Raw genomic sequence first — 23,649 nt, forward strand, 5'->3', positions numbered from 1 at the left:
TTCCGAAGCAGCCACTAGATTAAATTTTAGGAGGAATATGGAATGAACGGCAAAAGACAAACGATATGGTTGGTTTCTATGCTCAGCTTGATGGTGGTCCTCTCTGCATACTATTTATTCACTGAAGACTCAGGTGCTTCGATTCCAAAAGACACGGCTGGCACAATGCAGGTTGATTCCCTGAAAGACACAGCAGGTGCAGCGTTGCCCACGGTTGGTGACAAAGGTGTTGTTGTGAACGAAGTTGTTAGTCAAGGCGATGTTGTTGCTGATGAAGGCGTTGTAGATAGCACTACTGGCGCCGCTACTACGGACGACAGCGCTACTGCCGCCAAAACGGATGACAGTGCTGCTACCGCTAAAACGGATGATAGCACTACTACTGCTAAAACGGACGACAGTACAACTACAGCTGCTAAGGACGATAGCAGTAAAGCTGCCGCAAATAGCAGTGACTCAGAGAAGGCAACAACCGACACTGCTGCTAAAGATGCCGCGAAAACAGATACATCTGCTAAAGATACAGCCGCAAATACAACCACCAAGACTCCAGCCAAAAATGACAAAGAAATTCTCGATGAAGTAGCTTCTCAAAGTGTATCGGCGAGCAGCATGTTCACTAACTACCTTTATGAACGTGAGCAAAAGAATCTTAAGAACCAACAAGACTTGCTTGCTTTGATTAATGACATGGATAAAACACCTGCTGATAACGCAGTCGCTCAAGAACAACTTCTTAATCTTGAAGAAAAAGAATCCAAAATTACCGGTATCGAAGAACAGCTTCAACAAAAATATGGAGAAGCGATTGTAAAGGAAGAAGCTGGAGACAGCTACAAAGTGGTTGTTCTCAGCGACAAACTGGATGTAAAGCAAGCGGTTAGTATCGTGGATCTCGTAATGAAGGAACTCAGTGTATCTCAAGATAAAATTAGTGTACAATACGTTTCTGAGCAATAATAAGCTGTAAAATTAAAAGAAAAATGACGAAAGAGCTCGGGTTGCCCCGGGCTCTTTCCATTTTTACCGATTGTGATATAATACATAAAGTTATCTTGTCCGCTTAAGAAGTGGCTTCGAGAGAAAGCTGAAGGAGTGAACTGATATATGTTCAAGTTGAGCGAAATTAAGGAATTGATTAAATTGCTGGACCAGACCTCCTCTGTACATGAGTTGGAGATCGAAAGCGAAGGAATGAAGCTTGCAATTCGCAAACCGGATCGCCCTGAAGCTGATGGAACAGCAGTACAGGCGACTCCTTATGCTGCCTATCCCTTTACGCCTGCCCCGCAGCCGCAGAGCGTACCGCAAGTATCCTATCCGGTAGTTGGTGAAGTTCCTCCAGCGCAGCAGCCACAAGCAGCTGATGAAGGCAAACTACATAAAATTGTGTCTCCAATGGTGGGGACCTTTTATAGTGCCGCTTCTCCGGAAACGCCTTCGTTTGTTAATGTTGGAGACCGTGTAAGTGAAAAATCAACGGTTTGCATTATCGAGGCGATGAAACTGATGAATGAGCTGGAAGCGGAGATCAAAGGTGAAATCGTGTCTGTACTTGCTGAGAACGGTCAGCTTGTAGAATATGGTCAACCACTATTCTTGGTTAAACCGGAATAAATACCGCAGACTACTTAAGGAGCGGAAGCTTCGCAAAACTTTGGGAGGAAACGCATGAACATTCAAAAAGTGTTGATTGCCAACCGCGGCGAAATCGCGGTCCGCATTATTAGGGCCTGCCGTGAACTGGGCATTTCCACCGTCGCGGTCTATTCGGAACCCGACCGGGATTCACTGCATGTCCGGTTGGCTGATGAAGCTTACTGCATCGGTCCGATGCCGGCCAAGGACAGCTATCTGAACTTTACAAATATTATGAGTGTAGCCACCTTAACGGAATGTGATGCCATCCATCCTGGCTATGGATTTTTAGCTGAAAATGCGGATTTTGCAGAGATTTGTGAATCTTGCAATATTATCTTCATAGGACCTTCTCCAGATGCCATAAACCGTATGGGTGACAAGGCTGTGGCGAAGGAAACCATGAAACTGGCTGGAGTTCCGATTATCCCGGGCTCAGATGGTCTTGTAGGCGATGTAGAGGAAGCTGTCATGCTGGGCCGCGATATTGGTTACCCAATCATCGTTAAGGCTACTGCGGGTGGCGGGGGTAAGGGAATACGGATTGCTGAGGACGAGGAATCTTTGGTGAAGCAGATCACTGCTGCACAACAGGAAGCACAAAAGGCGTTTGGTAACGCTGGTGTATATCTGGAGAAATTCCTAACAGGCATGAAGCATGTGGAGATTCAGATTATTGCAGATAAACATGGCAATGTAGTGCACTTAGGCGAACGGGACTGCTCCGTGCAGCGTCGTCGCCAAAAGCTGATTGAAGAGGCACCTTGTTCAGTGCTCACACCTGAAATTCGTGAAGCAATGGGTAATGCAGCAGTTCGAGCAGCACTTGCCGTGAATTATTCGGGAGCCGGAACACTTGAATTCCTGCTTGGACCGGATGGACAGTTTTACTTCATGGAGATGAATACTCGTATTCAGGTCGAACATCCAGTAACGGAAATGGTTACAGGCGTGGATTTGATTAAGGAAATGATTTCTGTAGCAGAAGGCAATCCGCTGTCATTCACTCAGGAAGATATCGTGATTAATGGCTGGTCGATTGAATGCCGTATAAATGCTGAAGATCCAGAGCGTAATTTCATGCCTTCACCAGGAAAAATCGGCTTTTATTTGCCACCCGGAGGCCTTGGCGTTCGTGTAGATAGTGCGGCGTACCCAGGATATACGATTTCCCCTTTCTATGATTCTATGATTGCAAAACTGATTGTATGGGCTCCTACACGTCAGGAAGCGATTGCGAAGATGAAGCGCGCCTTGGCTGAATTCGCCGTGGAAGGCATTCATACTACCATCCCTTTCCATCAGAAACTGTTGGAGCATCCTGTATTTTTGGATGGTAACTTTGACATTAAGTTTCTTGAAGAGTATGAAATTTAGGACGACTTCAGTTTGTTTGTCATAAAGTTCGTCAAATGATATAGTATGTTTAATAAGAGACGTGCTTTACGCTTGAAATCATGAACAATCTTTCTTGAAAGGTGTGAAGTCTAAAATGAGTACATTGCCGACAGAATACGAACGGACGGAAATCGGTGAAATCCAGATTGCTCCTGAAGTAATCGAGGTTATTGCAGGTCTGGCGACCGTTGAGGTTAAAGGTGTAGCAGGTATGAGCGGCGGATTCGCCGGTGGTATTGTTGAACTTCTTGGACGTAAGAATCTATCCAAAGGAGTTAAAGTAGAGGTTGGACAACGTGAAGCTGCGGTGGATGTTTCTGTAATTATTGAATATGGCAATCGCCTTCCTGAAGTGGCTGCTGAAATTCAACGCAATGTTAAGCGCTCCATCGAGACTATGACTGGTCTGACTGTTGTGGAAGTGAATGTGCATATTCATGATGTGCAATTCAAGAACAACAACACTGTAGACAAGAACGAAGAAGCTGAAACGATTCTTCGTGTGAAATAGCAGTCATCGTTCTTCCATAAACCCCCGACAGCAAAGTCGAGGGTTTACTCTAATTTAAGGAGGTTATGAGACTCGTGGCAAAAATTTTGGACAGACTTTTGCTGTTTGTCTACAGCTTAAGTATCGGAATACTATCTGTTATTGCCATCCTCCTCTTAAGCGGTGCGATTCCTAGAACTTTGGAGATTGAGAATGGACCAGCAGCTTATATTACAGCAATAATAGTAGCAGTTGTCTTGTTCCTTCTGAGCATCCGATTTTTCTACATCTCTCTGCGCCGTGATCGCGCTTCATTGCCTTCGGTCGATCAGCGTACAGAGTATGGGGATATCCAGATTTCAATGGAAACTATTGAGAATCTGAGTCTTAAGGCTGCTGGTAAAGTGAAGGGAATCAGAGATCTCAAGTCACGTATTCGTGTCTCTCAGGCTGGCCTTGAAATTACAATTCGTGCAGTAGTGGACGGTGAGCATTCATTACCGCTGCTTACGACAGAAGTACAACGTCAGGTGCATGATTTCGTGCAGGAGACAACCGGCATTCCGGTTGCTGATGTGTCTGTATATATTGCTAACCTCACGCAGTCTCCAAGCTTCAAAAGTCGAGTGGAATAGAGGTGAGTTTCCCTTATGTCTTGGAAAGAAGTATGGGAAAGTCACGGGGGTAGAATCGCCGGAGTGACTTTCGGCATTGGTCTGGGTTTGATTTATTTAATTTGCGGTTTTTGGGATATGCTGTTCTTTGCACTGGTAGTGTTCATCGGATATACGCTCGGCAAAAGAAAGGATACCGCGCAAGCGCCCCTGTTTCAATGGCAGGAGTTGGTTTCGCGATTATCCGGACGCTGGCGTCCCTTTAAGTGAACCGCGATAGTCTTTTTCCCGGAGCAGGAAACCGTAAGTTTGTGTTGTCCGTTGCCCCCGGAAGAAAGGCATTGCGGTTTTTTTGCGACAAGGGATAGGTATATTTGCGAGCTTCCTCTGAAGGTATCTTCGCTTTGTGCAATAATCCTCACAGGATTAGGGAAAGAATGAATAAGTGTGAAGCGATATTTAGGTCGTAGACGTTGTTGCAGTACAAGTGAATATTTTAATGCGATATAAGATTTTAGGAGGAACACATGAAAAGACGTATAGCTAGAGAGATTATTGTCCAAAGCCTGTATCAGATGGAAATGAACGATGTGGAAAGCGCGGAAGCCGTAGAAATGCTGCTCGAGGAAGCTTCAGAAGAGAATGAAACCGAACGTGTAATCACGGACGAGATTCAGCTTAAACACTATGTGGTAGAGCATGTGAATGGGGTATGGGAGCACAAGGTAGCGATCGACGATATACTTGAACATTACCTGAAGGGCTGGCAAATGAGCCGTCTGTCACGTGTGGATCGTCAGATTCTACGTTTAGCAGCGTATGAAATGGTGTTCGCTAATGATGTGCCTGCGAAGGTTGCGGTGAATGAAGCGATCGATTTGGCCAAGCATTTTGGAACGGATGATTCCGGGAAGTTTGTTAACGGAGTACTCGGCAAAATGATCCAAGAGATAGATACTATTAAAGCTGACCATTCTTAATTTATAAACCATAGTAAAGTATATAAAAGGGGAGAGACTAACATGACAGCAGCAATCATCAGTGGTAAACAAGTATCCGAGGAAATTCGTATTAGCATTGCCCAAGAGGTTGCTGAACTGGCGAAACGCGGCGTAAAGCCCGGTTTGGCTGTTATTCTAGTAGGTGAAGACCCGGGATCTCAGGTTTATGTTCGCAATAAGGAGAAATCTTGTATCAGCTTAGGATTCCATTCGGAAGTGCATAAATTGGATGAATCCACTTCTCAAGAAGAACTTCTGGCACTGGTAGCAGAGCTAAACGGACGCGATGATATCGACGGAATTCTGGTTCAACTCCCATTGCCTAAGCATATCGAGGAGAAGGCTGTTATTGATGCAATCTCCGTGGAAAAGGATGTAGACGGCTTTCACCCTGTCAATGTAGGCAACCTGGTCATCGGTGCCGACAGTCTTCTTCCATGTACTCCTGCAGGAGTAATCGAACTGATTAAACGTACAGGAACAGGTATGGCAGGTAAACATGCCGTTGTAATTGGTCGTAGCAATATTGTAGGAAAGCCAGTTTCCCTCTTGTTGCAACGCGAAAATGCTACCGTAACTATGTGCCATTCCCGTACAGCTAATATGCAAGAGATTAGCCGTCAAGCGGATATTTTGGTTGTAGCGATCGGACGAGCTAATTTCATTGATGCTTCCTATGTGAAGCCGGGTGCTGTTGTCATCGATGTGGGCATGAACCGTCTGGATAACGGTAAACTCGCAGGTGACGTTGATTATGAAAGTGCAAAAGAAGTTGCCGGATACATCACGCCTGTTCCAGGCGGGGTTGGACCGATGACTATTACAATGCTGATGAGCAACACGCTGATTGCGGCTAAACGCCGTCACGGCCTGGAATAGGGGTAAGATTCATGGCGGCAGAGCGGCAGGTTTATTCGATAAAAGAACTCAACCGTTATATCCGCATGAAGCTAGACTCGGATAATTTACTTTCGGATGTGTGGATTCGCGGAGAGATTTCCAACTTTACACATCATGGCAGCGGGCATATGTACTTCACACTTAAGGACGAGAGCAGCCGTATTAAAGCGATTATGTTCGCTTCTCATAACCAGCGGCTGCCCTTTATTCCGAAAGAAGGCGCTCGGGTAATTGCCAGAGGCAATGTGACCGTTTATGAACGGGATGGGCAATACCAGTTCTATGCCACACATATGCAGCCTGATGGGATTGGCAGTTTATATCTGGCCTATGAGCAGCTGAAGAGCAAGCTTGAAAAAGAAGGCCTTTTTGCAGAAGTTCGCAAGCGTTCATTGCCGCGGTTCCCGAAGTGTATTGGTGTGATTACATCCCCAACAGGAGCAGCTGTACGAGATATTGTGATTACGCTTCAGCGGCGGTTTCCGCAGGTAGCTATTGTAATCTATCCCGTACTGGTGCAAGGCAAAGGCGCTGCGCCTTCGATAGTGAAGGCGATTGGCGCGCTGAACGCCATGGGTGAAGCCGACGTGCTTATCGTCGGCCGCGGCGGCGGTTCGCTGGAGGAGCTGTGGGCGTTCAACGAGGAGGAAGTCGCACGAGCGATATCGGCATCAAGGATTCCGGTCATCTCGGCCGTCGGCCACGAGACCGATTTCACGATTGCCGATTTCGCCGCCGACCTCCGCGCGGCTACGCCCACAGCGGCCGCTGAGCTGGCCGTGCCTCACGCCGGCGAGCTAGCTGCGCAGCTTCGCCAGCTGCAGCAGCGGCTGCGCCAAGCGCTGCAACAACGCGCCCAGCGTGGACGCGAGCGCCACTCGGTGCTGCAGCGCTCGCTGGCGCTGGCAGGCCCGCGCCGGACGCTGATTCAGCACACGCAGCGGCTGGACATGCTGCGTGAGCGGCTCCAGCGCTCAGCGGATGCACGGCTCAGCCGTTCCCGCGAGCGTAAGGCGGTGCTGCATCACAGTCTGCAGCGGTTCCATCCGCGCGACAGTGTTGCCGCAGCACGTCAGCGCACGGACAGCATGCGCCGTGAGTTAATGGGCGCTATGCAGGCTCGTTTGCAGGAGAAGCGATCTCGCTATGTGGCAGAGATTCGTCACCTGGATGCGCTGAGCCCGCTAAAAGTAATGTCGCGCGGCTACAGCTTAGTGTATGACGAGGCGGAAGAACATTTAATCAAATCGCTGACCGAAGTGCAGCTTGGCGATCTTGTGGTGATAAAGATGAATGACGGACAGCTGAACTGCCAAGTATGGGGGATGAAGGAGGATGGCAAAGACGATGACGAAGGAAGCGGAACTTGATTTTGAAGGCGCTATGGACCGACTGGAGGAAATCGTTCGTGAGCTTGAACACGGCGACGTTCCTCTGGAGAAGGCCATCGATTTATTTCAGCAGGGCATGAAGCTGTCGCAGCTTTGTGGCAGCAAGCTGGAACAAGTAGAGCGTAAGATCGAAATGATTACCCAAGAGGACGGAGAACTGCGCAAAAAGCCGTTTGGTGCACGTCTGGAAGGGGACGCCGATGAATCGCTTTGAGAATGATCTGGAGGGAAGCTCCGCAAGTGAAAGCATGCGGCAGCCGCTGGAGGATTACATCGCATCGATAAGTGATTTGCTCTCACAGGAGCTTGAGACTATTCTTCCCGCAGCATGGACGGTTCCGGAAAATTTACAGCAAGCGATGAAGTATTCGCTAATGGCAGGGGGCAAACGCCTCCGGCCGCTGCTTGTGATCGCTGCTTGTGAATCACTGGGAGGCAGCCGTGAAGCAGCCTTGCCTGTTGCTGCTGCTATTGAGATGGTACATACCTACTCGTTGATTCATGATGATCTGCCTGCCATGGATAATGATGATTATCGGCGCGGTAAGCTGACGAATCATAAAGTCTTTGGTGAAGCGTCAGCTATTCTTGCGGGTGATGCGCTTTTGACCCATGCTTTTTACAGTGTGGTACAAGCCTCCCGTAAATTTGGCATCCCTGCTGATAATGTTTTATCCATAGTGGAGGATCTGGCGGAAATGGCGGGTCCACGCGGCATGGTCGGCGGTCAGATTGCAGATATGGAAGGCGAGCAAGGACTAACAGATCTTGCACAGCTGAAGTATATTCATCTGCATAAAACCGGAGATTTAATTATCTTTTCGTTGTTAGCCGGCGGACGTATCGCAGGGGCAACAGAGAAGCAGCTTGAAGCTCTGCGTGATTTTGGCACAAGCATCGGACTCGCTTTTCAAATTCAGGATGATATTCTTGATTTGGTTGGAGATGAAGGCAAGCTTGGTAAAAAAACAGGCAGCGATATCAAACAGCAGAAGGTAACCTACCCTTATTTTATTGGGTTAGAGGAATCTCGTGCTGAGGTGAAGCAGCTTACAGAAGCAGCTCAAAATGCTGTGCTGAATGGCGGTTTTTACGACAACCAGCGCCTGCTGGAAATTGCAGATTATTTAATGGCACGTGATCACTAAGTATGAACTTTCGAAGCGGCTGTATTTCGACAGCCGTTTCGTTTGTGTTATAATGGTTTTTATATATTTTACAACATCTAGGAAAGCGGGGAACTATTCGTGCTGCTTCCACAAATAAATGATCCACAACAACTGAAATCACTGTCAGTCGAAGAATTAACTACTCTTGCAGAGGAAATTCGACGATTTCTGATTGAGAAGCTTACAGCAACCGGCGGGCACCTCGGTTCTAATCTGGGGGTGGTGGAGCTCACGCTGGCCTTACATTATTGCTACAACAGTCCTCGTGACAAAATGATCTACGACGTTGGCCACCAAGCCTATGTCCACAAAATACTGACCGGCCGTCAAGATCGCTTTGATACCCTGCGCAAATATCAGGGATTGTGCGGCTTTGTTAAGCGCTCTGAAAGCGAACATGATGTGTGGGAAGCTGGACATAGCAGCACCTCTTTGTCGGCAGCGATGGGGATGGCTATGGCTCGTGATCTTAAAGGCGAAGACAACAAGGTAATTGCCGTGATTGGTGACGGTGCGCTTACCGGCGGGATGGCTTTTGAAGCGCTTAACCACATTGGCCATGAGAAGCGTAAGCTGATGGTTATTTTGAACGATAATGAAATGTCGATTGCTCCGAATGTAGGGGCGATGCACAATTATTTAAGCAAAATTCGTTCGGACCGCCATTATTTGCGTGCTAAAGACGAGGTTGAAGGGCTGCTTAAGAAGATTCCGGCCATCGGTGGACGATTAGCGAAAACCGCTGAACAGTTAAAAAACAGTCTTAAATATATGATGGTACCCGGAGTATTGTTTGAAGAGCTTGGCTTTACGTATCTTGGGCCAGTGGATGGACATGATCTGGAGAAAATGATCGACACCTTCCATCAAGCAGATAACGTGGCGGGTCCTGTGCTTGTGCATGTGCTGACGACCAAAGGCAAGGGCTACAAACCGGCTGAGACTGATTTCTATAAATCGCATGCCATTTCCCCTTACAAAATTGAGTCGGGTCAGGCACTTAAAGCTGTAGGTCCTCCAATGTATACCGAAGTATTTGGCAGTACGCTGATTGAGCTGGGACGTGAAGATTCGCGCCTGATTGCAGTTACCCCTGCGATGCCAGGCGGTTCAGGGTTGTTTCCTTTTGCGAAGGAATTTCCGGATCGCATGATTGACGTCGGGATTGCCGAGCAGCATGCAGCAACCCTGTGTGCAGCTTTGGCTATGGAAGGGATGAAGCCGGTATACGCCGTGTATTCTACCTTCATGCAGCGTGCCTATGATCAGATCGTCCATGATATTTGCCGCCATAACGCCAATGTTATGTTCGCCATTGATCGTGCTGGATTTGTGGGTGCGGATGGTGAGACTCATCAGGGTGTGTACGATGTTGCTTTTATGCGCCATATCCCTAATATGGTTATGATGATGCCAAAAGACGAAAATGAGCTGCGTCATATGATGAAGACGGCACTTGAATATAATGACGGTCCAATTGCTTACCGCTATCCGCGTATTAACGGAACAGGCGTGGCAATGGATGCTGAACTGCATACCCTTCCTATAGGATCATGGGAACGACTGCGTACAGGAGAAGGATATGCTGTAGTGGCATGTGGTCCTATGGTTCAAGTGGCTGAAGAAGCCGCTGATTTGCTGAAGCGGGAAGGGATTCAGGTGGGCGTTGTGAATGCGCGTTTCCTGAAGCCGCTTGATAACTCCATGCTTCTTGATTTGGCTCATGCTGGGACCAATATGGTTGTTATTGAAGAGGCTTGCCAAGCGGGAAGTCTCGGCAGTGCGGTATTGGAGTTCTACGCGGAGCATGAAATTTATGACGCGCGTGTACATCTGATGGGTGTGCCCGACATCTTCGTGGAGCATGGCTCCATTAAAGAACAACGTCAGCAAACAGGCCTTACCGTAGAAGCGTTATGTGCACGTATCAAGTCCATGATGGCTTTAAGTGCTTATAATTACAAAACAACTTCGTCTTCCTAAGTGGAAGCCGGAAATTAGTAACCCTTGAACGATCGGGAGATGACCATGGAACACCGTAAAGAACGGATTGATGTACTGCTTGTGGAGCAAGGTTTTTATGAAAGCCGGGAGAAAGCTAAAGCTGCTATTATGGCAGGGTTGGTGCTCGCGGATGAGGAACGTATTGAAAAAGCTGGCATGAAGGTCTCGCGGGAGTCTACCCTTAAGGTTAAAGGCTCTGTGCATCCGTATGTCAGTCGTGGGGGCCTAAAGCTGGAGAAGGCTCTTCGCCAATTTAATATTGATCTTACGGGACGGAACATGCTGGACATTGGTGCTTCCACTGGCGGCTTCACAGATTGTGCGCTTCAGAATGGCGTTAGCCATGTGTACGCTATTGATGTTGGCTATAACCAGCTGGATTGGTCACTGCGTAATGATGAGCGAGTGAGCGTCATGGAGCGTACGAACTTCCGGTATATGACACCTTCAGATTTGCAGGGTCCTGTTCCGGACTTTGCCAGTATTGATGTATCTTTTATATCCTTAAAAATAATTCTCCCACCCCTCAAAGCCTTGCTGCAACGTCCAGCAGATATCGCTGCACTCATCAAGCCGCAATTTGAGGCTGGGCGTGAGAAGGTTGGAAAATCAGGTGTGATTCGTGATTCCGCGGTCCATAAAGAGGTATTGATTAATGTACTGACTATGGCTGCAGAGTTAGGATTCGGTCTACATGGATTAACCTTTTCACCAATTACAGGCGGAGAAGGCAATATTGAGTTTCTTGCTCACTGGAGACTGACGCCAGAAGTGGTGGAAGGCGAAGAAGTATCCGTACAGCCGGCAGCTGCTGTTGCAGCAGTCATTCCAGTGGAGGACTTCGCTTCCCTTGCTGATGAAGTGATTAAGCAGGCTACGAGTACTTTTAATGTGAGTTCTACTCATGGAAACTCCCCGCGCCGCTAGAGCTTTATGAACACCCCGTCAACCTCAAATGGTCAGCGGGGTGTTTTGCAGATTTGCTCAAATGGATTGAATTTATTAAAATAAAGACCCGGTATAAAATCCGGGTCTTTATATTTTGAATTTTTGGATTTACTGTGCTCGTTGTAATTGTAAAATGCTGAATTAGCGAATAATATCAATTATGCGGAAAGCTCGTAAAAAGACAGCTTAGAAGCAGGATTTACCAGGGCCTCACGCGAATAAATCACCGAGGTGATTGATAGTGGCGGGTAGCTCTGACAAGGTCGTTATGGCGTTTATTGGGGTAGCATTATCGATTTTTATAATATATCGGATATATGTATGGCTGCAGAGTTCTCCGCGTTCTTTTATGAAGGATCAAATTCCGTTCAATAAAGTGATTATTCCACATCCCTCTATTGATATACTTGAGGATGAAGGATATGAGGTCGTTGGAGGGAAATTAAAAATCCCCTTGTCTTTCAACGTAAATGGGGCGCAGATGTATAGCCGGTTATTTATAGATTATGTGGCGACAAAAGAGGAAGGATCGTTATATTTGGTTATCCTTTCGAGACCACGCAAGCCTTTGGATTTCACTGGCAGCGGCTTACGTGATACCTTGCTTCCCTACCTGCTGATCTATCCGGAATGCAGCGGCGTTCTATATGTTAATGTAGCAACAGCATCGATCCATGTAATTAAGCTTGGCAAAGACGACGGAGAATCAAACTGAGTCCATATTTTTTATATACCAGGAGGCAACAATGAAGGGACAACGACATATTAAGATTCGTGAAATTATTACACAAAAGGATATCGAGACACAGGACGAGCTTGTGGAAGCCTTGCGTGAATCAGGTTTTCAAGTTACTCAAGCCACAGTATCTCGAGATATAAAAGAGCTGTTGCTCATCAAGGTACCCATGGATGATGGAAGATATAAATATTCACTTCCAACGGATCAACGGTACAATCCCATTCAGAAGCTTAAGCGCGTTCTTGTGGATAATTTTGTGCAGATCGATTCCTCGGCTAATCTTGTGGTGATGAAATGTTTACCAGGTACGGCTAACTCTGTCGCTGCTTTGATTGATAATATTGACTGGCCGCAAATTATGGGAACCCTTTCTGGTGATGATACAATCCTTATTATTTGCCGTTTACCTGAGGACAGTAAGACTGTAATTTCACAAATCATGGGTTATATTTCTTAATTATAATTAATCAGATGCCTGTCATCTTCTCGGAGGTGCTCTATTAGTGTTAGAAACCTTGTCTATACGCAATCTTGCCGTCGTTGAGGCGGTTGATGTGCATTTTTATCCTGGCTTCCACGTGCTTACGGGGGAGACCGGGGCAGGTAAATCCATTATTATTGATGCGCTTGGATTGATTGTTGGAGGCCGCGGTTCAGCGGATTCCATTCGTTATGGTTGTGAAAAAGCGGAGATGGAGGCGCTCTTCAGTCTTCCCAGCGGTCATCCCGTTTGGGAGACTTTGGAGCGTCTTGGCATTGAGGCCCAGCGCGAGGAGCATCTTATTATACGACGCGAGCTTACCTCTCAAGGTAAAAGTACATCACGTGTAAATGGACAGATGGTCAATCTTACCATGCTTCGCGAGATCGGCGAGCAGCTGGTTAATATACACGGCCAGCATGAGCACCAGAACTTGCTGAAGGCGGAACGGCATCTGGGACTGCTGGATACATACGGAGAACCGATTATTGGTCCGCTAAAGGCAGTTTTTCAGGAAAGGTATTCTGCCTTCGCGAAGGTGGAGAAAGAGCTGCGAGAGCTGCAGGAATCCAGCCAGAAGGCATACCAAATGCTCGACTTATATCGTTTTCAGCTTGAAGAAATTTCATCCGCCGGATTAAAACCGGGAGAAGATGAATTACTTACCGAAGAACGGGTCAAACTATCCCACAGTGAGAAAATGATGGATTCCGTATCGGGTGCATATGAGCTGCTTTACGACAGACAAGGCTTGGAATCGATCGGTAATGTCATTTCCAGACTTGAGGATGCAGTTCGTTACGATGAGAAGGGTCTGCGAACAGTGCTCGAACAGCTGCAGTCCTCATATTACCAGCTAGAGGATGCTGCTTTTCAGCTTCGTGATTACCGGGAAAATATCGAGTTCAATCCGATGCGACTTGAAGAAATCGAGAATCGTCTGGATTTGATCACTGGACTCCGACGTAAATATGGAGAGAGTGTAGAACAGATTTTGGCTTATTATGAACAAATTCACCGGGAAACTGATTTGCTTGAGAATAAAGATGAATATCTGGAGAAACTGACGGCGAAGCGCGATTCGCTGCTGTCTGTATTAATGGAAGCAGCTACGGAATTAAGTGAAGCACGCAAGCTTTGTGCTGCTGATCTGGCCACCCAAGTGGAGGGTGAGCTTAAAGACCTTCAAATGGAAAGAACCTCGTTGCAGGTCAAATTAGACACGCTGGAGGACCCCCGTGGAGTGGAATACAATGGTCGGCGTATTCGCCTCACAAGACAAGGGATAGACAGCGCAGAATTTATGATATCCCCTAACCCGGGCGAACCCCTGAGACCTCTTGGCAAAATCGCCTCTGGTGGTGAGCTGTCGCGTATTATGCTGGCAATGAAAAGTATTTTTGCACGCCATGATGCAATTCCAGTTCTGATTTTTGACGAAGTGGATACCGGTGTCAGCGGCAGAGCCGCTCAGTCCATCGCAGATAAGCTGTTTAAGCTATCCTCTACCTGTCAGGTGTTCTCCATTACTCACTTGCCGCAGGTGGCTTGTATGGCTGACCATCAGTACTTAATCCGCAAAAAGGTTGAGGATGGAAGAACCATGACTGAAGTGGAATCCCTAACGAACGATGGACGTGTAATGGAGCTGGCCCGGATGCTGGGTGGCGTAGAAATTACCGAAAAAACATTGCATCACTCGCAGGAAATGCTTAATCTGGCCGAGGCAAGTAAGGCTGCAACAAGCTAAGCGGAGCAATGATTGACAGTAATAAAAGCCTGGGGGCAAGGTTATCTTATAGGTACGCAATTGGCGACCACCTTTTTCGTCAAGCGAAAGAAGCAAAAGGGAGCGTGACAGCCATTGAAGCCTAACCTCAGGAAGTTAATGCCAGGCCTTTTATTTGCCTTCTTTCTTAGTTTATCGGGCATAACGGGAACAAATCTAAGTTCTGCTGCACCACTGCATGGTGAACCAGCCAAGGTGACTGCACAAGGAATTCATTCCGAGCTTAAGGTGATCCCGGGAGGTCAAACGATCGGTGTGAAAGTGAAATCAGCAGGTGTTTTGGTTGTTGGTCATCATCTGATTGAAGTATCCGAGAAATCTAAGCTTTCCCCAGGAGAGGTCAGCGGTTTAGTGCCGGGTGATCTGATGATCTCCATGAATGGTGAGAAATTGGATGAGTTGTCCAAGGTGGCCAAGCTGGTGGATCGCGCTGGTAAAGCGAATAACCCCTTGACCATTGTCTTCAAACGCGGAGGTAAAGAGCATACAGCTAAGCTAAAGCCCGCGTATGACATTCATGACAAAGTGTGGCGGTTAGGCCTGTACATTCGGGATTCAGCAGCGGGTGTCGGCACATTAACTTTTTATGCTCCCGAGCAAGGTGTATATGGAGCTTTGGGACATGTGATTACAGACATGAATACCGGTACCCCAATTGTTGTAGGCAGTGGTCATATTGTTCAGTCCAGTGTAACCTCCATATCCAAAAGCCAGGATGGCGATCCGGGCGAGAAGCGAGCGCATTTTTTGAAAGAAAGCCAAGTGCTTGGAAATGTGGAGAGCAATACTGACTTTGGCATCTTCGGTAAAATGAGCTCCAATCCCGAGCACAGTCTTTACAAAGAACCGATTCCCGTGGCGATGAGTGATCAAGTCAAGGAAGGTCCTGCTGAGATCCTAACTGTAGTTGACGGACAGCAGGTGGAGCGGTTTAAGGTTGAGATCATTCATGTAGCACATCAGCAAACGCCAGCCACTAAAGGAATGGTGCTGCGAATCACCGATCCACGTCTTATCGATAAGACAGGCGGTATCGTTCAAGGCATGAGCGGAAGTCCTATCGTACAGGATGGCCGTCTCATCGGGGCCGTAACTCATGTATTTGTAAATGATCCTAAGTCCGGTTATGGGTGCTTCATCGAATGGATGCTTCAAGATTCAGGTGTGACCAAACAGGAGAATAGGTATTCATTAAATCTTAAGGCGGTTTAGCCTTAAGATTTTTTGTCGAACGATTACGAAGAACCTCGAACATTGAGATAAAATATTTAATTATAATCCAACGCAGAAAAAAAATAAAGAAAAATAATTTTCGACAGAAGGGAATTCGATCTCCATGTCGAAAACGTAAGAGACAAGAAAAAAATGTTATTTTCGAATAGCAGATATAATTAAGGAGGAAGCAGCCAGTGCAGAATATTGAAGTGTTGTTGGCCGATGATAACAGGGAATTTACGAATTTGCTTTCCGAGTACATTTCTGAGCAAGAAGATATGACCGTAACGGGTATCGCCTACAATGGTGAAGAAGTGCTTCAAATGCTTAGCGAAGCGCGTAAAATTCCCGATGTTCTTATTCTTGATATCATCATGCCGCATTTAGACGGCCTAGGTGTATTGGAACGTCTACGTGATATGGATCTGAATCCTCAACCGAAGATCATCATGCTGACTGCTTTTGGTCAGGAGAACATCACTCAAAGAGCTGTACAGCTTGGTGCATCCTATTATATTTTGAAACCGTTCGATATGGAGGTCCTGGCAAATCGTGTACGTCAGCTTGTCGGCTCTCAAGGCAGCATGAGCTCTTCCTCCAACATGTACAATTATTCGTCGACGTCCAGATCGAATGTAGTGCCGCTCTCTAAGGGCAAGAACCTCGACGCTAACATTACCTCGATCATCCATGAAATCGGTGTCCCAGCGCATATCAAGGGCTATCAGTACCTGCGTGAAGCGATCACCATGGTATATAACAATATCGAGATCCTTGGTGCGATTACGAAGACGCTCTACCCAGCAATCGCTGAGAAGTTCAAAACCACGCCTTCACGTGTAGAACGGGCGATTCGCCATGCGATTGAAGTGGCTTGGACACGTGGGAACATCGACTCCATCAGCCATTTATTCGGTTACACCATTAATATCTCCAAATCTAAGCCTACTAACTCGGAATTTATTGCCATGGTAGCAGACAAGCTGCGGATTGAGCATAAGGTTAGTTGAAAGGGTTAGGGGTAGTGTGTGGTAAGGGATTGTGGGTTGCTGGTAGGTGTTTACAGTCAGTATATAAAAGCCGATAAACTTGTTTTGAAGCCGATAAACTTTTTCCATCTCACCCGATAAACCTTTTTGGTTTATTGGGTTTTGTTTTTATTTAAAGATTAGCCATCTTATAAATGGTGAAACTCAAGCAGGGGCTTAGAACAATCGGGCGAGCTGGTTAAATAAACCAATCTTCTATCAGATATAGAGAACTACATTTATGAGTTAAGTCGGAGGAATCTTCATGAATTATTACGAATCAGGTGTTGAAAGAATTAGGAATATTGATGCGAATTTATACATTGGAATTTCAAAAAAAAGATACGAAGAAGTAAGATCTAAGGGTGAATATGAAGCAGATGCTAATTTGATTGCAGAGTATTACCGTAGAGTCGGCGTGTTTTTGCGGTTTATCTCAAAGGAAGCAGCAAGTATATACATAGGAATGGATATGTTATTAGGTTTTAAGATGGAGGAAAATGAGTGGGACAGTTTCTTAGAAACGTGTCCGAATTTTAATAAAATTGATATTATGCTTATGAAATTAATAAGTATACATTATTTACGATGGTGTTCTTTGCTTGATGTGCGCGACAATATCGCAGTACAGTTTCCAGATATATATGAACCGATGATCAAATTATTTGAGAGAGGTGGGGGACGGATTAATACCCATCACCACGAACTGGTTGGTGGATTTGGAGCTTTTTCACGCTCTATCCATGCAAATAGAGGAGATATGACCCCTTTTGATATAAGCGATGTTGCTCTAGAAAATATCATTAAGGAAATAGAACTAGCAGAAGGTTACTTAGTGGACTATAAGAACGGAAATTTATCAGAAAATAATTGTATCCGCTGTGGTAACAAATTATTGATCCTACCAAACTTATCGGATTATGGTTATCAATGGTATAAAATTAAATGCGAGACTAAAGACTGTTTTGATAAAAATTTCTCATGATACTTCATTATAGTTATATCAATCAGAGTGTCCGCGGCATGAGCTATCAATAAATCAATGCAGTAAAAAGACACTGAGATCTATTCATCAGTGTCTTTTTTTTGGATACTTTTCCACCAACATTTTATTTCATCGTTCTTGTAATCATTTCATTCAGAGGGTTGGAATTTAAAGCAACTTAATCAGCTCTTCTAGCTCATCAACCATACCTTTTGCAAGTTCAAAATTATTGTCTTTTAAAGCTAATTCTATTTTCATTTCAACTGCTTTTTTATTTTGTTCATTTTCTAAATAATCTTTATCAAAATGACTAGCATAAATCATCTTTCTGAATTTTCGCATACTCATTTTTCTAATCGTCTTCTCGTCAATGATTAGTACATAATCCATCCCATTTACTACAGAATAGAAATCATGAGAAATCATGAGTATCGCACCTTTATAGTCTTCAATGGCTTTCTCCAGTGCGATTTGTGTATAGGTGTCTAAATGGCTTGTCGGTTCATCAAGAAGCAATAAGTTTGCTTTGCTAGCAGAAACTTTTGCCAATTGCAGTATATTTTTTTCGCCACCAGATAAAGATTCTATCTTTTGATTAAGAATTTCTCCTTCAAAGCCATAGTTTGAAAGATGTGCTCTAATCTCGTCATAAGTTGCAAACCCGGCATCGATGAAGTCTTCTAGTATGGTATTAGAATCCTTTAGCACTTCGTCTTGAAGCTGAGAAAGATAAGCCACTTTAATATCAGAATTCATTTTAATTGAATCATGATTATTTTTAAAGATATCTCGGAGTAAAGTCGTTTTCCCGGTACCGTTTGGACCGATAAGGGCTATTTTATCTGTAGGTTTCATCTCAAAGTTAACATTTTCTAAAATCAACTCATCAAAGGAAACACTATAATTATTCACATTTAAAACAGTGATGTCTTCTTCAAATTCATTGTCCACACCAAAACTGATTTTTGGTTGCTTAATATCAACGAATGGCGCTTTAATTTTTCGCGCTTCCAATCTTTCTTGAAACTTAACCCTAGCTTTTAACGCTCTCCCTCTAGATGCTTCTGAATTATAGGTTGCGATCGCTCTAAGATTATCAATAATGTTATCGTATCTCTCTATCTCTTCTTGTTCAGCGACTGCGATTTCTTGTAACTCAATTTTCGTCTGAAGTAATGAGAAGTTATACTCAATATATCGCCCATCGAACTCTTGGATCTCCATATTTTCAAGGTGTATAATTTTGTTAAAACAATGATTCAATAGATAACGGTTATGCGTAACCACTAGCAATATTCCTTTGTGAGCATTAATAAGATTTTTAAGTGCATTTAGGTTTTCAAAATCTAAAAATACATCGGGCTCATCCATAATCATTAAGTCTGGATTAGTCAGCATTTCCTTCATCACTTGAATAAGCTTGAATTCCCCACCACTTAGGTCGGATACCCTAGCATCTTTTAGTTTCAAGAGGTTGGCTAAATTTAGTTTCTTATTAATATTGCTTTCAAAATCATTTCCATCCATTAAATCAAAGGCATCTAGAGCTAATTGATACTTTTCGAGTAATGAATCAATATCTGATGATGTTTCCATTTCAGTGAGAATAGCTGTTATTTCATTTTGTATCTTAATAAATTCTTCTCCTATATATTCAAAAACGGTTGTTTCTTTAGATTTGTCTAGTTGCGAAAACTGACTTACATACCCAATTTTGCAGGTTGGGTCCATCTCTAGCTTGCCTTCGAACAAATATTTTTCTGGATCCATTAGTATATCGATCAGTGTACTTTTACCACTGCCGCTTGTTCCTATAAAAGCGCAATGTTGTGCCTCTTCAAGCGTAAATGAAATGTTTTTATATAGGTCTTTTTGCGGGAATGCGAAGGATAAGTTATCAACTTTTATCATAGTGTTACCTTTCTTAACTAAAAATAGTGACTATTATAAGATGTATTGAAGAGCACAGATTTTGAGTTTACCGTTGATAGAGTAACACTGTTTACAAGCAACTTCAATCATTTCGCATTAAAGGTGTTAAAATCATCTGATAATACAATCTTACAGACTATTAAATTATGGTCATAAAACCTATAAATACCTTATGGCTACAACTCGGAATTTATTGCCTTGGTAGAAGATAAGCTGCGGAAAATATTCCATTTAATGTTATAGTGGATTTAGTAAGAATAAATCCTTTGTTTTTTTTAAGATACGTACATGCTTGAATTTATTAAGGAGAATCATAGCTACAGATGTAAATAACTTAAGTGTAATATTAAAATTATGGAGGGAATATGAAATTTCATTTGAGATATGTAATTCTATCTTTTTGTGTACTATTCTTTTTGTCAGGATGTAGCTGGAATGCAATCACTGAAAAAGAATTAGATAAATTTATCGAACGTGAAAATTTGGATTATGTTTCTATACAAAAGTTAAACGACGAGGAATATTACATTTTTAGCTTGCCCTATATTTATATTTATCGTAGTGCTTCTGACTATACTAAATCTACGGGTATGATACGAGATGAGATAGTTATTGGTGGTTTGGAGAAAGGTTCGATTGGACTTGTAATTAATAATACGCAAGTTTTAAAAGATGCTAAAACATTTTCAGTAGTGATTGACAGTAAAACTCGTGAGTATGAATATACAGGTGGAAAATATCTAATTATAAAAGATAGTAGAATTTGGAATCCGACTGCTCAATTAAAAATTGTTTTCTCAAATGATAAAAACGAAACAATATTTGAATCAGATTATTAAAGAAGATTTATTAGTTTTTTACAACTATTTTCATGTTCTTATTTTGCTGATTTTCTATTACATGAGTATCACTTGAAAATACATATAAGAACCCTCTTTGCTGCTCCAACATTACCATTAACGGATGATGAAAAGAATGGGTAGAAGATTATGAAAATATTAATTTGTCGTATTAGTGAATGTAACGTATTGAAGGTATGAACCTCATGCGTAAACCACAAAGTGATTTCGTAGATTCTGATGATACCTATCTTCAAAATTAAATTGGTAAACAAATAAGGAGAACTCTTTATGACAATCCCATCAGGAATAACATGTGAACACGTAATCAGTGGTAAAATATTCCTTGATTATCTTTGGTTTATGTTTATAAGAGCAAGAGTCATATAAACTGAATTTGAAAGTGGGAGAATAGTTTATGGATTTAAAGAAAATTAATTCTTTAACAAAGTACCCTAGCATTCTTACATATCATCAATTAGGTGAACGAGGTCGGTTAAATGATGTTTTAACGGAGTCAAGAGGCTTCGCAGAATTAGACGATATTTTTGTTTACGAAAAAGTTGATGGTGAAAATTCAAGGATCATTTTATTAAAAAATGATGTTAATGAAGTTGATTATCTAATTGGTTCCAGAGAAGAATTGTTATATGCAAAAGGAGATAGAATCGGTAATCCTTATGGGAACATTGCGGAATTTCTTAAGCCGTTAGCAGAAAAAGTAATTGCAGATATCTTTCCTAAGGCTGACTGGGCATTAACCGTAATTTATCAGGAATCTTATGGAGGAAAAACTAAAGCATCCAAGAACTATTCTGACAGAAAAACTCAAGGGTATCGTGTATTTGATATGTTCTCCTTGAATAAGGATGAATTATATAGACTTCTTGAGTTATCGCAGGAGAAAATTGCGGTGTGGCGTGATCACGGAAATCAACCATTTTATGATGAAATTGAGAAGAAGAGATTTATTGAAAGCATGGATTTGCAGTCCGCACCACTTCTTGAAACCATAAAGGGTTCCGAGTTTCCAACTTCTCTTGAGAGTACATATTCTTATTTAAAAAGATTCGAGAATACTCAAGTAGGAATCGACGCAACAGGCAAATCAGAAGGAATCATTGTTAGAACAACGGATCGTAAACAAATTAGAAAAATACGGCTTGAAGATTATGAAAGAACGTTTAGAAAGTAATAGAAAAATAAACATTTTGCCAAAAATTGAGGTTCGATATGATAAATGTTTATCTTGATGACTTACGAGACTGTCCAGAAGGATTCACCTTGGCAAGGACATTTGAAGATGCTGTTAAACTATTTGAAAATAATGAAGTGAATATCCTAACTCTTGACCATGATTTAGGTGAAGGCGCCGATGGAATTGAACTAAAGAATGGGTATGATTTCGTAAAATACTTTTGTGAGCATGGTTTAAGGGCGAATAAGATATATCATCATACGGATAATCCTGTAGGAAGAAGGAATATGTACGAGACCTTATTGGCTGCTCAACGTAGAGGTTTTATAAATGAAGATATAGAAATTTACTATTATCCCGTAACCGTTAATAAATATAGTGGAGATTAATAAGAGGATTCTTTATTATGGAATGAAGCTATTAGTACGAAACAATAAAAAAACGGAGTGGAATAATATTATTAGTTCTTTTAGCAACGATGGATATGATAATAGTTCTGACCAGTAAATGCAATTCTGTGAGGCTCTTCTACATGGTTTAGGATTTAATCGGCAATCAACCTGTTTACGGTACCACATTCCCTCCAAGTTACTGTCCTTGGCAGGAAAATTTGTTCCATGGTATATTCAGTGTACTAAGAAATCGCTCTTTTGGAATAGCTGACCGCACGTTCGATACAGCAATTGGACAACGGTCCGTTCCAGTATGGATACCAGGAGGGAGACTACATGTTGGTGAATACCTGCCGCAATTTAGATGAACATCAGTACTCTATATGTCTGAAGCGGATTTATGAGCCGGCGGCTCCGGAGGACGGGTACCGGATACTGGTGGACAGGCTGTGGGCACGCGGAATTACGAAACCGCAGGCGGCATTAGACGAATGGATGAAGGAGATTGCTCCAAGCCCGGAGCTGCGCAAATGTTTTGACCACATGCCGGAGCGTTTTGCGGCATTTAGTGACCGTTATATCCGGGAACTGGAGGAAGATCCGACGCGCGTGAGACTTGCAGCGACAATCCGTGAACGGGTGCTGAAACAGGATGTTACGTTGGTATATGCCGCGAAAGACCCAATACATAATCATGCGAATGTATTATATAAATGGCTGCTTTCCAGATAAAAAGCACACGGATCTCCCCCGAATCGTTAAGGATTTCGAGGGAGGCCCGTGTGCTTTTTTTAATAAATAAAATTAGATGCTGGGTGAATAGATTCATAATTAAATTGTTGTTCAATTGGAGTGCCGGTCCGAAAAACTCATAATGAATTTGCTCTTCTTTCATCCCGAGCCTGGGCAGTTCGCCAATCATCGCTTCCATTGTTGGGCGAATACACGCTGCAAGAATTACTGATTAACAAAGCTGATTTGCGTGCCATCATGCAAGCTAGAAATGAGGTCACGCCTCCTCAAACAGAAGACGTTCTTCATCCCGGCTATGAATCGCGTTCACAACCAGCAGCGCGTGGAACTGGTGAAGCACCTCCGGAGTGAGGCCTTCTTCCGCAAGCAATGCTTTGACATCTTTTACTATAATCCGCAATAATTCATGATCACGTGTAAGCCCAAGAACTGCGTCTTGCAGGTTAGGATTCTTCCCGGCCATTTCCTGGTAGAACCCGTCTTCCTCCGCGTCAGCATGGCTGATAATCCGCGTCTCCCAGTACTCAATTAGATGTTCGGCGGCCTGATGCGCCACTTCAAATTCCTTCGCTTCCAGCAGTTCTTCCACTTCTTCGGTCTTGGCTACAGCGCCGGAGAGCCCGCCCTGATGAATGGCATGGTGGGCATGCAACTGGCGTAGTGAGGGTCCTGGCATGTTGCTTCATCCTCCCGTTTTTCGAAAATATAAGAATCTATATGTTTCATATGATAATGATCATTCTAC

The 23,649-nt window shown here is 43.8% G+C and carries 25 protein-coding genes; 23 read left to right on the forward strand and 2 right to left on the reverse strand.

Annotation, left to right across the window (positions count from 1 at the left end):
- Nucleotides 1-42 precede the first annotated feature (42 nt).
- From MKY63_RS19660 to MKY63_RS19750, 19 genes are all read left to right on the forward strand, one after another.
- Nucleotides 43-960, forward strand: coding sequence for a SpoIIIAH-like family protein (locus MKY63_RS19660; protein ID WP_036682837.1), 918 nt, complete (start codon nt 43-45; stop codon nt 958-960).
- Between the two features lie 147 nt (nt 961-1,107).
- On the forward strand, nt 1,108-1,617 hold the full coding sequence (gene accB, locus MKY63_RS19665; RefSeq protein WP_036682835.1) for an acetyl-CoA carboxylase biotin carboxyl carrier protein: 510 nt from the start codon (nt 1,108-1,110) through the stop codon (nt 1,615-1,617).
- Between the two features lie 54 nt (nt 1,618-1,671).
- A complete protein-coding gene (accC, locus tag MKY63_RS19670; protein WP_036682831.1) occupies nt 1,672-3,015 on the forward strand; it encodes an acetyl-CoA carboxylase biotin carboxylase subunit in 1,344 nt (447 codons plus the stop codon).
- 115 nt (nt 3,016-3,130) lie between these two features.
- A complete protein-coding gene (locus MKY63_RS19675; protein ID WP_036682829.1) occupies nt 3,131-3,547 on the forward strand; it encodes an Asp23/Gls24 family envelope stress response protein in 417 nt (138 codons plus the stop codon).
- Nucleotides 3,548-3,621: 74 nt separating this feature from the next.
- Complete coding sequence (gene amaP / locus MKY63_RS19680; RefSeq protein ID WP_036682827.1) at nt 3,622-4,161, forward strand: alkaline shock response membrane anchor protein AmaP; 540 nt, start codon at nt 3,622-3,624, stop codon at nt 4,159-4,161.
- A gap of 15 nt (nt 4,162-4,176) precedes the next feature.
- Nucleotides 4,177-4,410, forward strand: a complete 234-nt coding sequence (locus MKY63_RS19685) for a DUF2273 domain-containing protein (RefSeq protein ID WP_036682825.1) — start codon at nt 4,177-4,179, stop codon at nt 4,408-4,410.
- Between the two features lie 257 nt (nt 4,411-4,667).
- Entirely contained in the window at nt 4,668-5,120 is a 453-nt protein-coding gene (gene nusB / locus MKY63_RS19690) for a transcription antitermination factor NusB (protein WP_036682824.1), read from the forward strand.
- 42 nt (nt 5,121-5,162) lie between these two features.
- The gene (gene folD, locus MKY63_RS19695; RefSeq protein WP_036682821.1) at nt 5,163-6,020 is read left to right on the forward strand and encodes a bifunctional methylenetetrahydrofolate dehydrogenase/methenyltetrahydrofolate cyclohydrolase FolD; all 858 of its coding nucleotides are present in this window, start codon (nt 5,163-5,165) and stop codon (nt 6,018-6,020) included.
- Between the two features lie 11 nt (nt 6,021-6,031).
- Entirely contained in the window at nt 6,032-7,411 is a 1,380-nt protein-coding gene (gene xseA, locus MKY63_RS19700) for an exodeoxyribonuclease VII large subunit (RefSeq protein WP_076104386.1), read from the forward strand.
- Nucleotides 7,389-7,646 (forward strand): exodeoxyribonuclease VII small subunit, encoded by a 258-nt coding sequence (gene xseB, locus MKY63_RS19705; protein ID WP_036682818.1) that lies wholly within the window; start codon nt 7,389-7,391, stop codon nt 7,644-7,646. The genes xseA and xseB overlap by 23 nt, the downstream gene beginning before the upstream one ends.
- On the forward strand, nt 7,633-8,580 hold the full coding sequence (locus tag MKY63_RS19710; protein WP_076098644.1) for a polyprenyl synthetase family protein: 948 nt from the start codon (nt 7,633-7,635) through the stop codon (nt 8,578-8,580). Before xseB ends, MKY63_RS19710 begins: the two co-directional genes overlap by 14 nt.
- Before the next feature lie 99 nt (nt 8,581-8,679).
- A complete protein-coding gene (gene dxs, locus MKY63_RS19715) occupies nt 8,680-10,584 on the forward strand; it encodes a 1-deoxy-D-xylulose-5-phosphate synthase (protein ID WP_036682816.1) in 1,905 nt (634 codons plus the stop codon).
- A 45-nt stretch (nt 10,585-10,629) separates the two neighbouring features.
- Entirely contained in the window at nt 10,630-11,532 is a 903-nt protein-coding gene (locus MKY63_RS19720; protein WP_036682815.1) for a TlyA family RNA methyltransferase, read from the forward strand.
- A gap of 262 nt (nt 11,533-11,794) precedes the next feature.
- Nucleotides 11,795-12,268 carry a hypothetical protein gene (locus tag MKY63_RS19725; RefSeq protein WP_232061423.1) on the forward strand — a complete coding sequence of 158 codons (474 nt, stop codon included), beginning with the start codon at nt 11,795-11,797 and terminating at the stop codon, nt 12,266-12,268.
- A 31-nt stretch (nt 12,269-12,299) separates the two neighbouring features.
- A complete protein-coding gene (gene argR / locus MKY63_RS19730; RefSeq protein WP_036682813.1) occupies nt 12,300-12,749 on the forward strand; it encodes a transcriptional regulator ArgR in 450 nt (149 codons plus the stop codon).
- 46 nt (nt 12,750-12,795) lie between these two features.
- Nucleotides 12,796-14,523, forward strand: coding sequence for a DNA repair protein RecN (gene recN / locus MKY63_RS19735; RefSeq protein ID WP_038572526.1), 1,728 nt, complete (start codon nt 12,796-12,798; stop codon nt 14,521-14,523).
- A 114-nt stretch (nt 14,524-14,637) separates the two neighbouring features.
- Complete coding sequence (gene spoIVB, locus MKY63_RS19740) at nt 14,638-15,774, forward strand: SpoIVB peptidase (protein ID WP_036682809.1); 1,137 nt, start codon at nt 14,638-14,640, stop codon at nt 15,772-15,774.
- Between the two features lie 197 nt (nt 15,775-15,971).
- Nucleotides 15,972-16,787 (forward strand): sporulation transcription factor Spo0A, encoded by an 816-nt coding sequence (gene spo0A / locus MKY63_RS19745; RefSeq protein WP_036682806.1) that lies wholly within the window; start codon nt 15,972-15,974, stop codon nt 16,785-16,787.
- 283 nt (nt 16,788-17,070) lie between these two features.
- Entirely contained in the window at nt 17,071-17,790 is a 720-nt protein-coding gene (locus MKY63_RS19750) for a hypothetical protein (protein WP_076274221.1), read from the forward strand.
- A 168-nt stretch (nt 17,791-17,958) separates the two neighbouring features.
- On the opposite strand, the gene MKY63_RS19755 is transcribed toward MKY63_RS19750, so the two are convergent.
- On the reverse strand, nt 17,959-19,701 hold the full coding sequence (locus tag MKY63_RS19755) for an ATP-binding cassette domain-containing protein (RefSeq protein WP_094901926.1): 1,743 nt from the start codon (nt 19,699-19,701) through the stop codon (nt 17,959-17,961).
- Between the two features lie 386 nt (nt 19,702-20,087).
- Here MKY63_RS19755 and MKY63_RS19760 point away from each other — a divergent pair, with 386 nt between their 5' ends.
- The 4 genes from MKY63_RS19760 (at nt 20,088) to MKY63_RS19775 (ending at nt 22,883) form a co-directional block, all read left to right on the forward strand.
- Nucleotides 20,088-20,561 carry a hypothetical protein gene (locus MKY63_RS19760; RefSeq protein ID WP_094901924.1) on the forward strand — a complete coding sequence of 158 codons (474 nt, stop codon included), beginning with the start codon at nt 20,088-20,090 and terminating at the stop codon, nt 20,559-20,561.
- A 418-nt stretch (nt 20,562-20,979) separates the two neighbouring features.
- Nucleotides 20,980-21,756 carry an RNA ligase family protein gene (locus MKY63_RS19765; RefSeq protein WP_076141344.1) on the forward strand — a complete coding sequence of 259 codons (777 nt, stop codon included), beginning with the start codon at nt 20,980-20,982 and terminating at the stop codon, nt 21,754-21,756.
- 38 nt (nt 21,757-21,794) lie between these two features.
- Nucleotides 21,795-22,148, forward strand: coding sequence for a cyclic-phosphate processing receiver domain-containing protein (locus MKY63_RS19770; RefSeq protein WP_076141343.1), 354 nt, complete (start codon nt 21,795-21,797; stop codon nt 22,146-22,148).
- A gap of 339 nt (nt 22,149-22,487) precedes the next feature.
- Nucleotides 22,488-22,883, forward strand: a complete 396-nt coding sequence (locus MKY63_RS19775) for a DUF488 family protein (RefSeq protein ID WP_094901922.1) — start codon at nt 22,488-22,490, stop codon at nt 22,881-22,883.
- A gap of 277 nt (nt 22,884-23,160) precedes the next feature.
- Here the strand turns inward: MKY63_RS19775 and MKY63_RS19780 are convergent, their stop codons facing one another.
- A complete protein-coding gene (locus MKY63_RS19780; protein ID WP_036675981.1) occupies nt 23,161-23,580 on the reverse strand; it encodes a hemerythrin domain-containing protein in 420 nt (139 codons plus the stop codon).
- Nucleotides 23,581-23,649 lie beyond the last annotated feature (69 nt).

Source organism: Paenibacillus sp. FSL R7-0189, assembly GCF_037969925.1.
GTDB lineage: Bacteria > Bacillota > Bacilli > Paenibacillales > Paenibacillaceae > Paenibacillus_AQ > Paenibacillus_AQ odorifer.

Coding starts and splice junctions, on each gene's coding strand:
- MKY63_RS19660 (WP_036682837.1), top strand. CDS start 43: ATGAACGGCAAAAGACAAACGATATGGTTGGTTTCTATGCTCAGCTTG.
- accB (WP_036682835.1), top strand. CDS start 1,108: ATGTTCAAGTTGAGCGAAATTAAGGAATTGATTAAATTGCTGGACCAG.
- accC (WP_036682831.1), top strand. CDS start 1,672: ATGAACATTCAAAAAGTGTTGATTGCCAACCGCGGCGAAATCGCGGTC.
- MKY63_RS19675 (WP_036682829.1), top strand. CDS start 3,131: ATGAGTACATTGCCGACAGAATACGAACGGACGGAAATCGGTGAAATC.
- MKY63_RS19685 (WP_036682825.1), top strand. CDS start 4,177: ATGTCTTGGAAAGAAGTATGGGAAAGTCACGGGGGTAGAATCGCCGGA.
- nusB (WP_036682824.1), top strand. CDS start 4,668: ATGAAAAGACGTATAGCTAGAGAGATTATTGTCCAAAGCCTGTATCAG.
- folD (WP_036682821.1), top strand. CDS start 5,163: ATGACAGCAGCAATCATCAGTGGTAAACAAGTATCCGAGGAAATTCGT.
- xseA (WP_076104386.1), top strand. CDS start 6,032: ATGGCGGCAGAGCGGCAGGTTTATTCGATAAAAGAACTCAACCGTTAT.
- xseB (WP_036682818.1), top strand. CDS start 7,389: ATGACGAAGGAAGCGGAACTTGATTTTGAAGGCGCTATGGACCGACTG.
- MKY63_RS19710 (WP_076098644.1), top strand. CDS start 7,633: ATGAATCGCTTTGAGAATGATCTGGAGGGAAGCTCCGCAAGTGAAAGC.
- MKY63_RS19720 (WP_036682815.1), top strand. CDS start 10,630: ATGGAACACCGTAAAGAACGGATTGATGTACTGCTTGTGGAGCAAGGT.
- argR (WP_036682813.1), top strand. CDS start 12,300: ATGAAGGGACAACGACATATTAAGATTCGTGAAATTATTACACAAAAG.
- MKY63_RS19750 (WP_076274221.1), top strand. CDS start 17,071: ATGAATTATTACGAATCAGGTGTTGAAAGAATTAGGAATATTGATGCG.
- MKY63_RS19755 (WP_094901926.1), bottom strand. CDS start 19,701: ATGATAAAAGTTGATAACTTATCCTTCGCATTCCCGCAAAAAGACCTA.
- MKY63_RS19760 (WP_094901924.1), top strand. CDS start 20,088: ATGAAATTTCATTTGAGATATGTAATTCTATCTTTTTGTGTACTATTC.
- MKY63_RS19765 (WP_076141344.1), top strand. CDS start 20,980: ATGGATTTAAAGAAAATTAATTCTTTAACAAAGTACCCTAGCATTCTT.
- MKY63_RS19770 (WP_076141343.1), top strand. CDS start 21,795: ATGATAAATGTTTATCTTGATGACTTACGAGACTGTCCAGAAGGATTC.
- MKY63_RS19775 (WP_094901922.1), top strand. CDS start 22,488: ATGTTGGTGAATACCTGCCGCAATTTAGATGAACATCAGTACTCTATA.
- MKY63_RS19780 (WP_036675981.1), bottom strand. CDS start 23,580: ATGCCAGGACCCTCACTACGCCAGTTGCATGCCCACCATGCCATTCAT.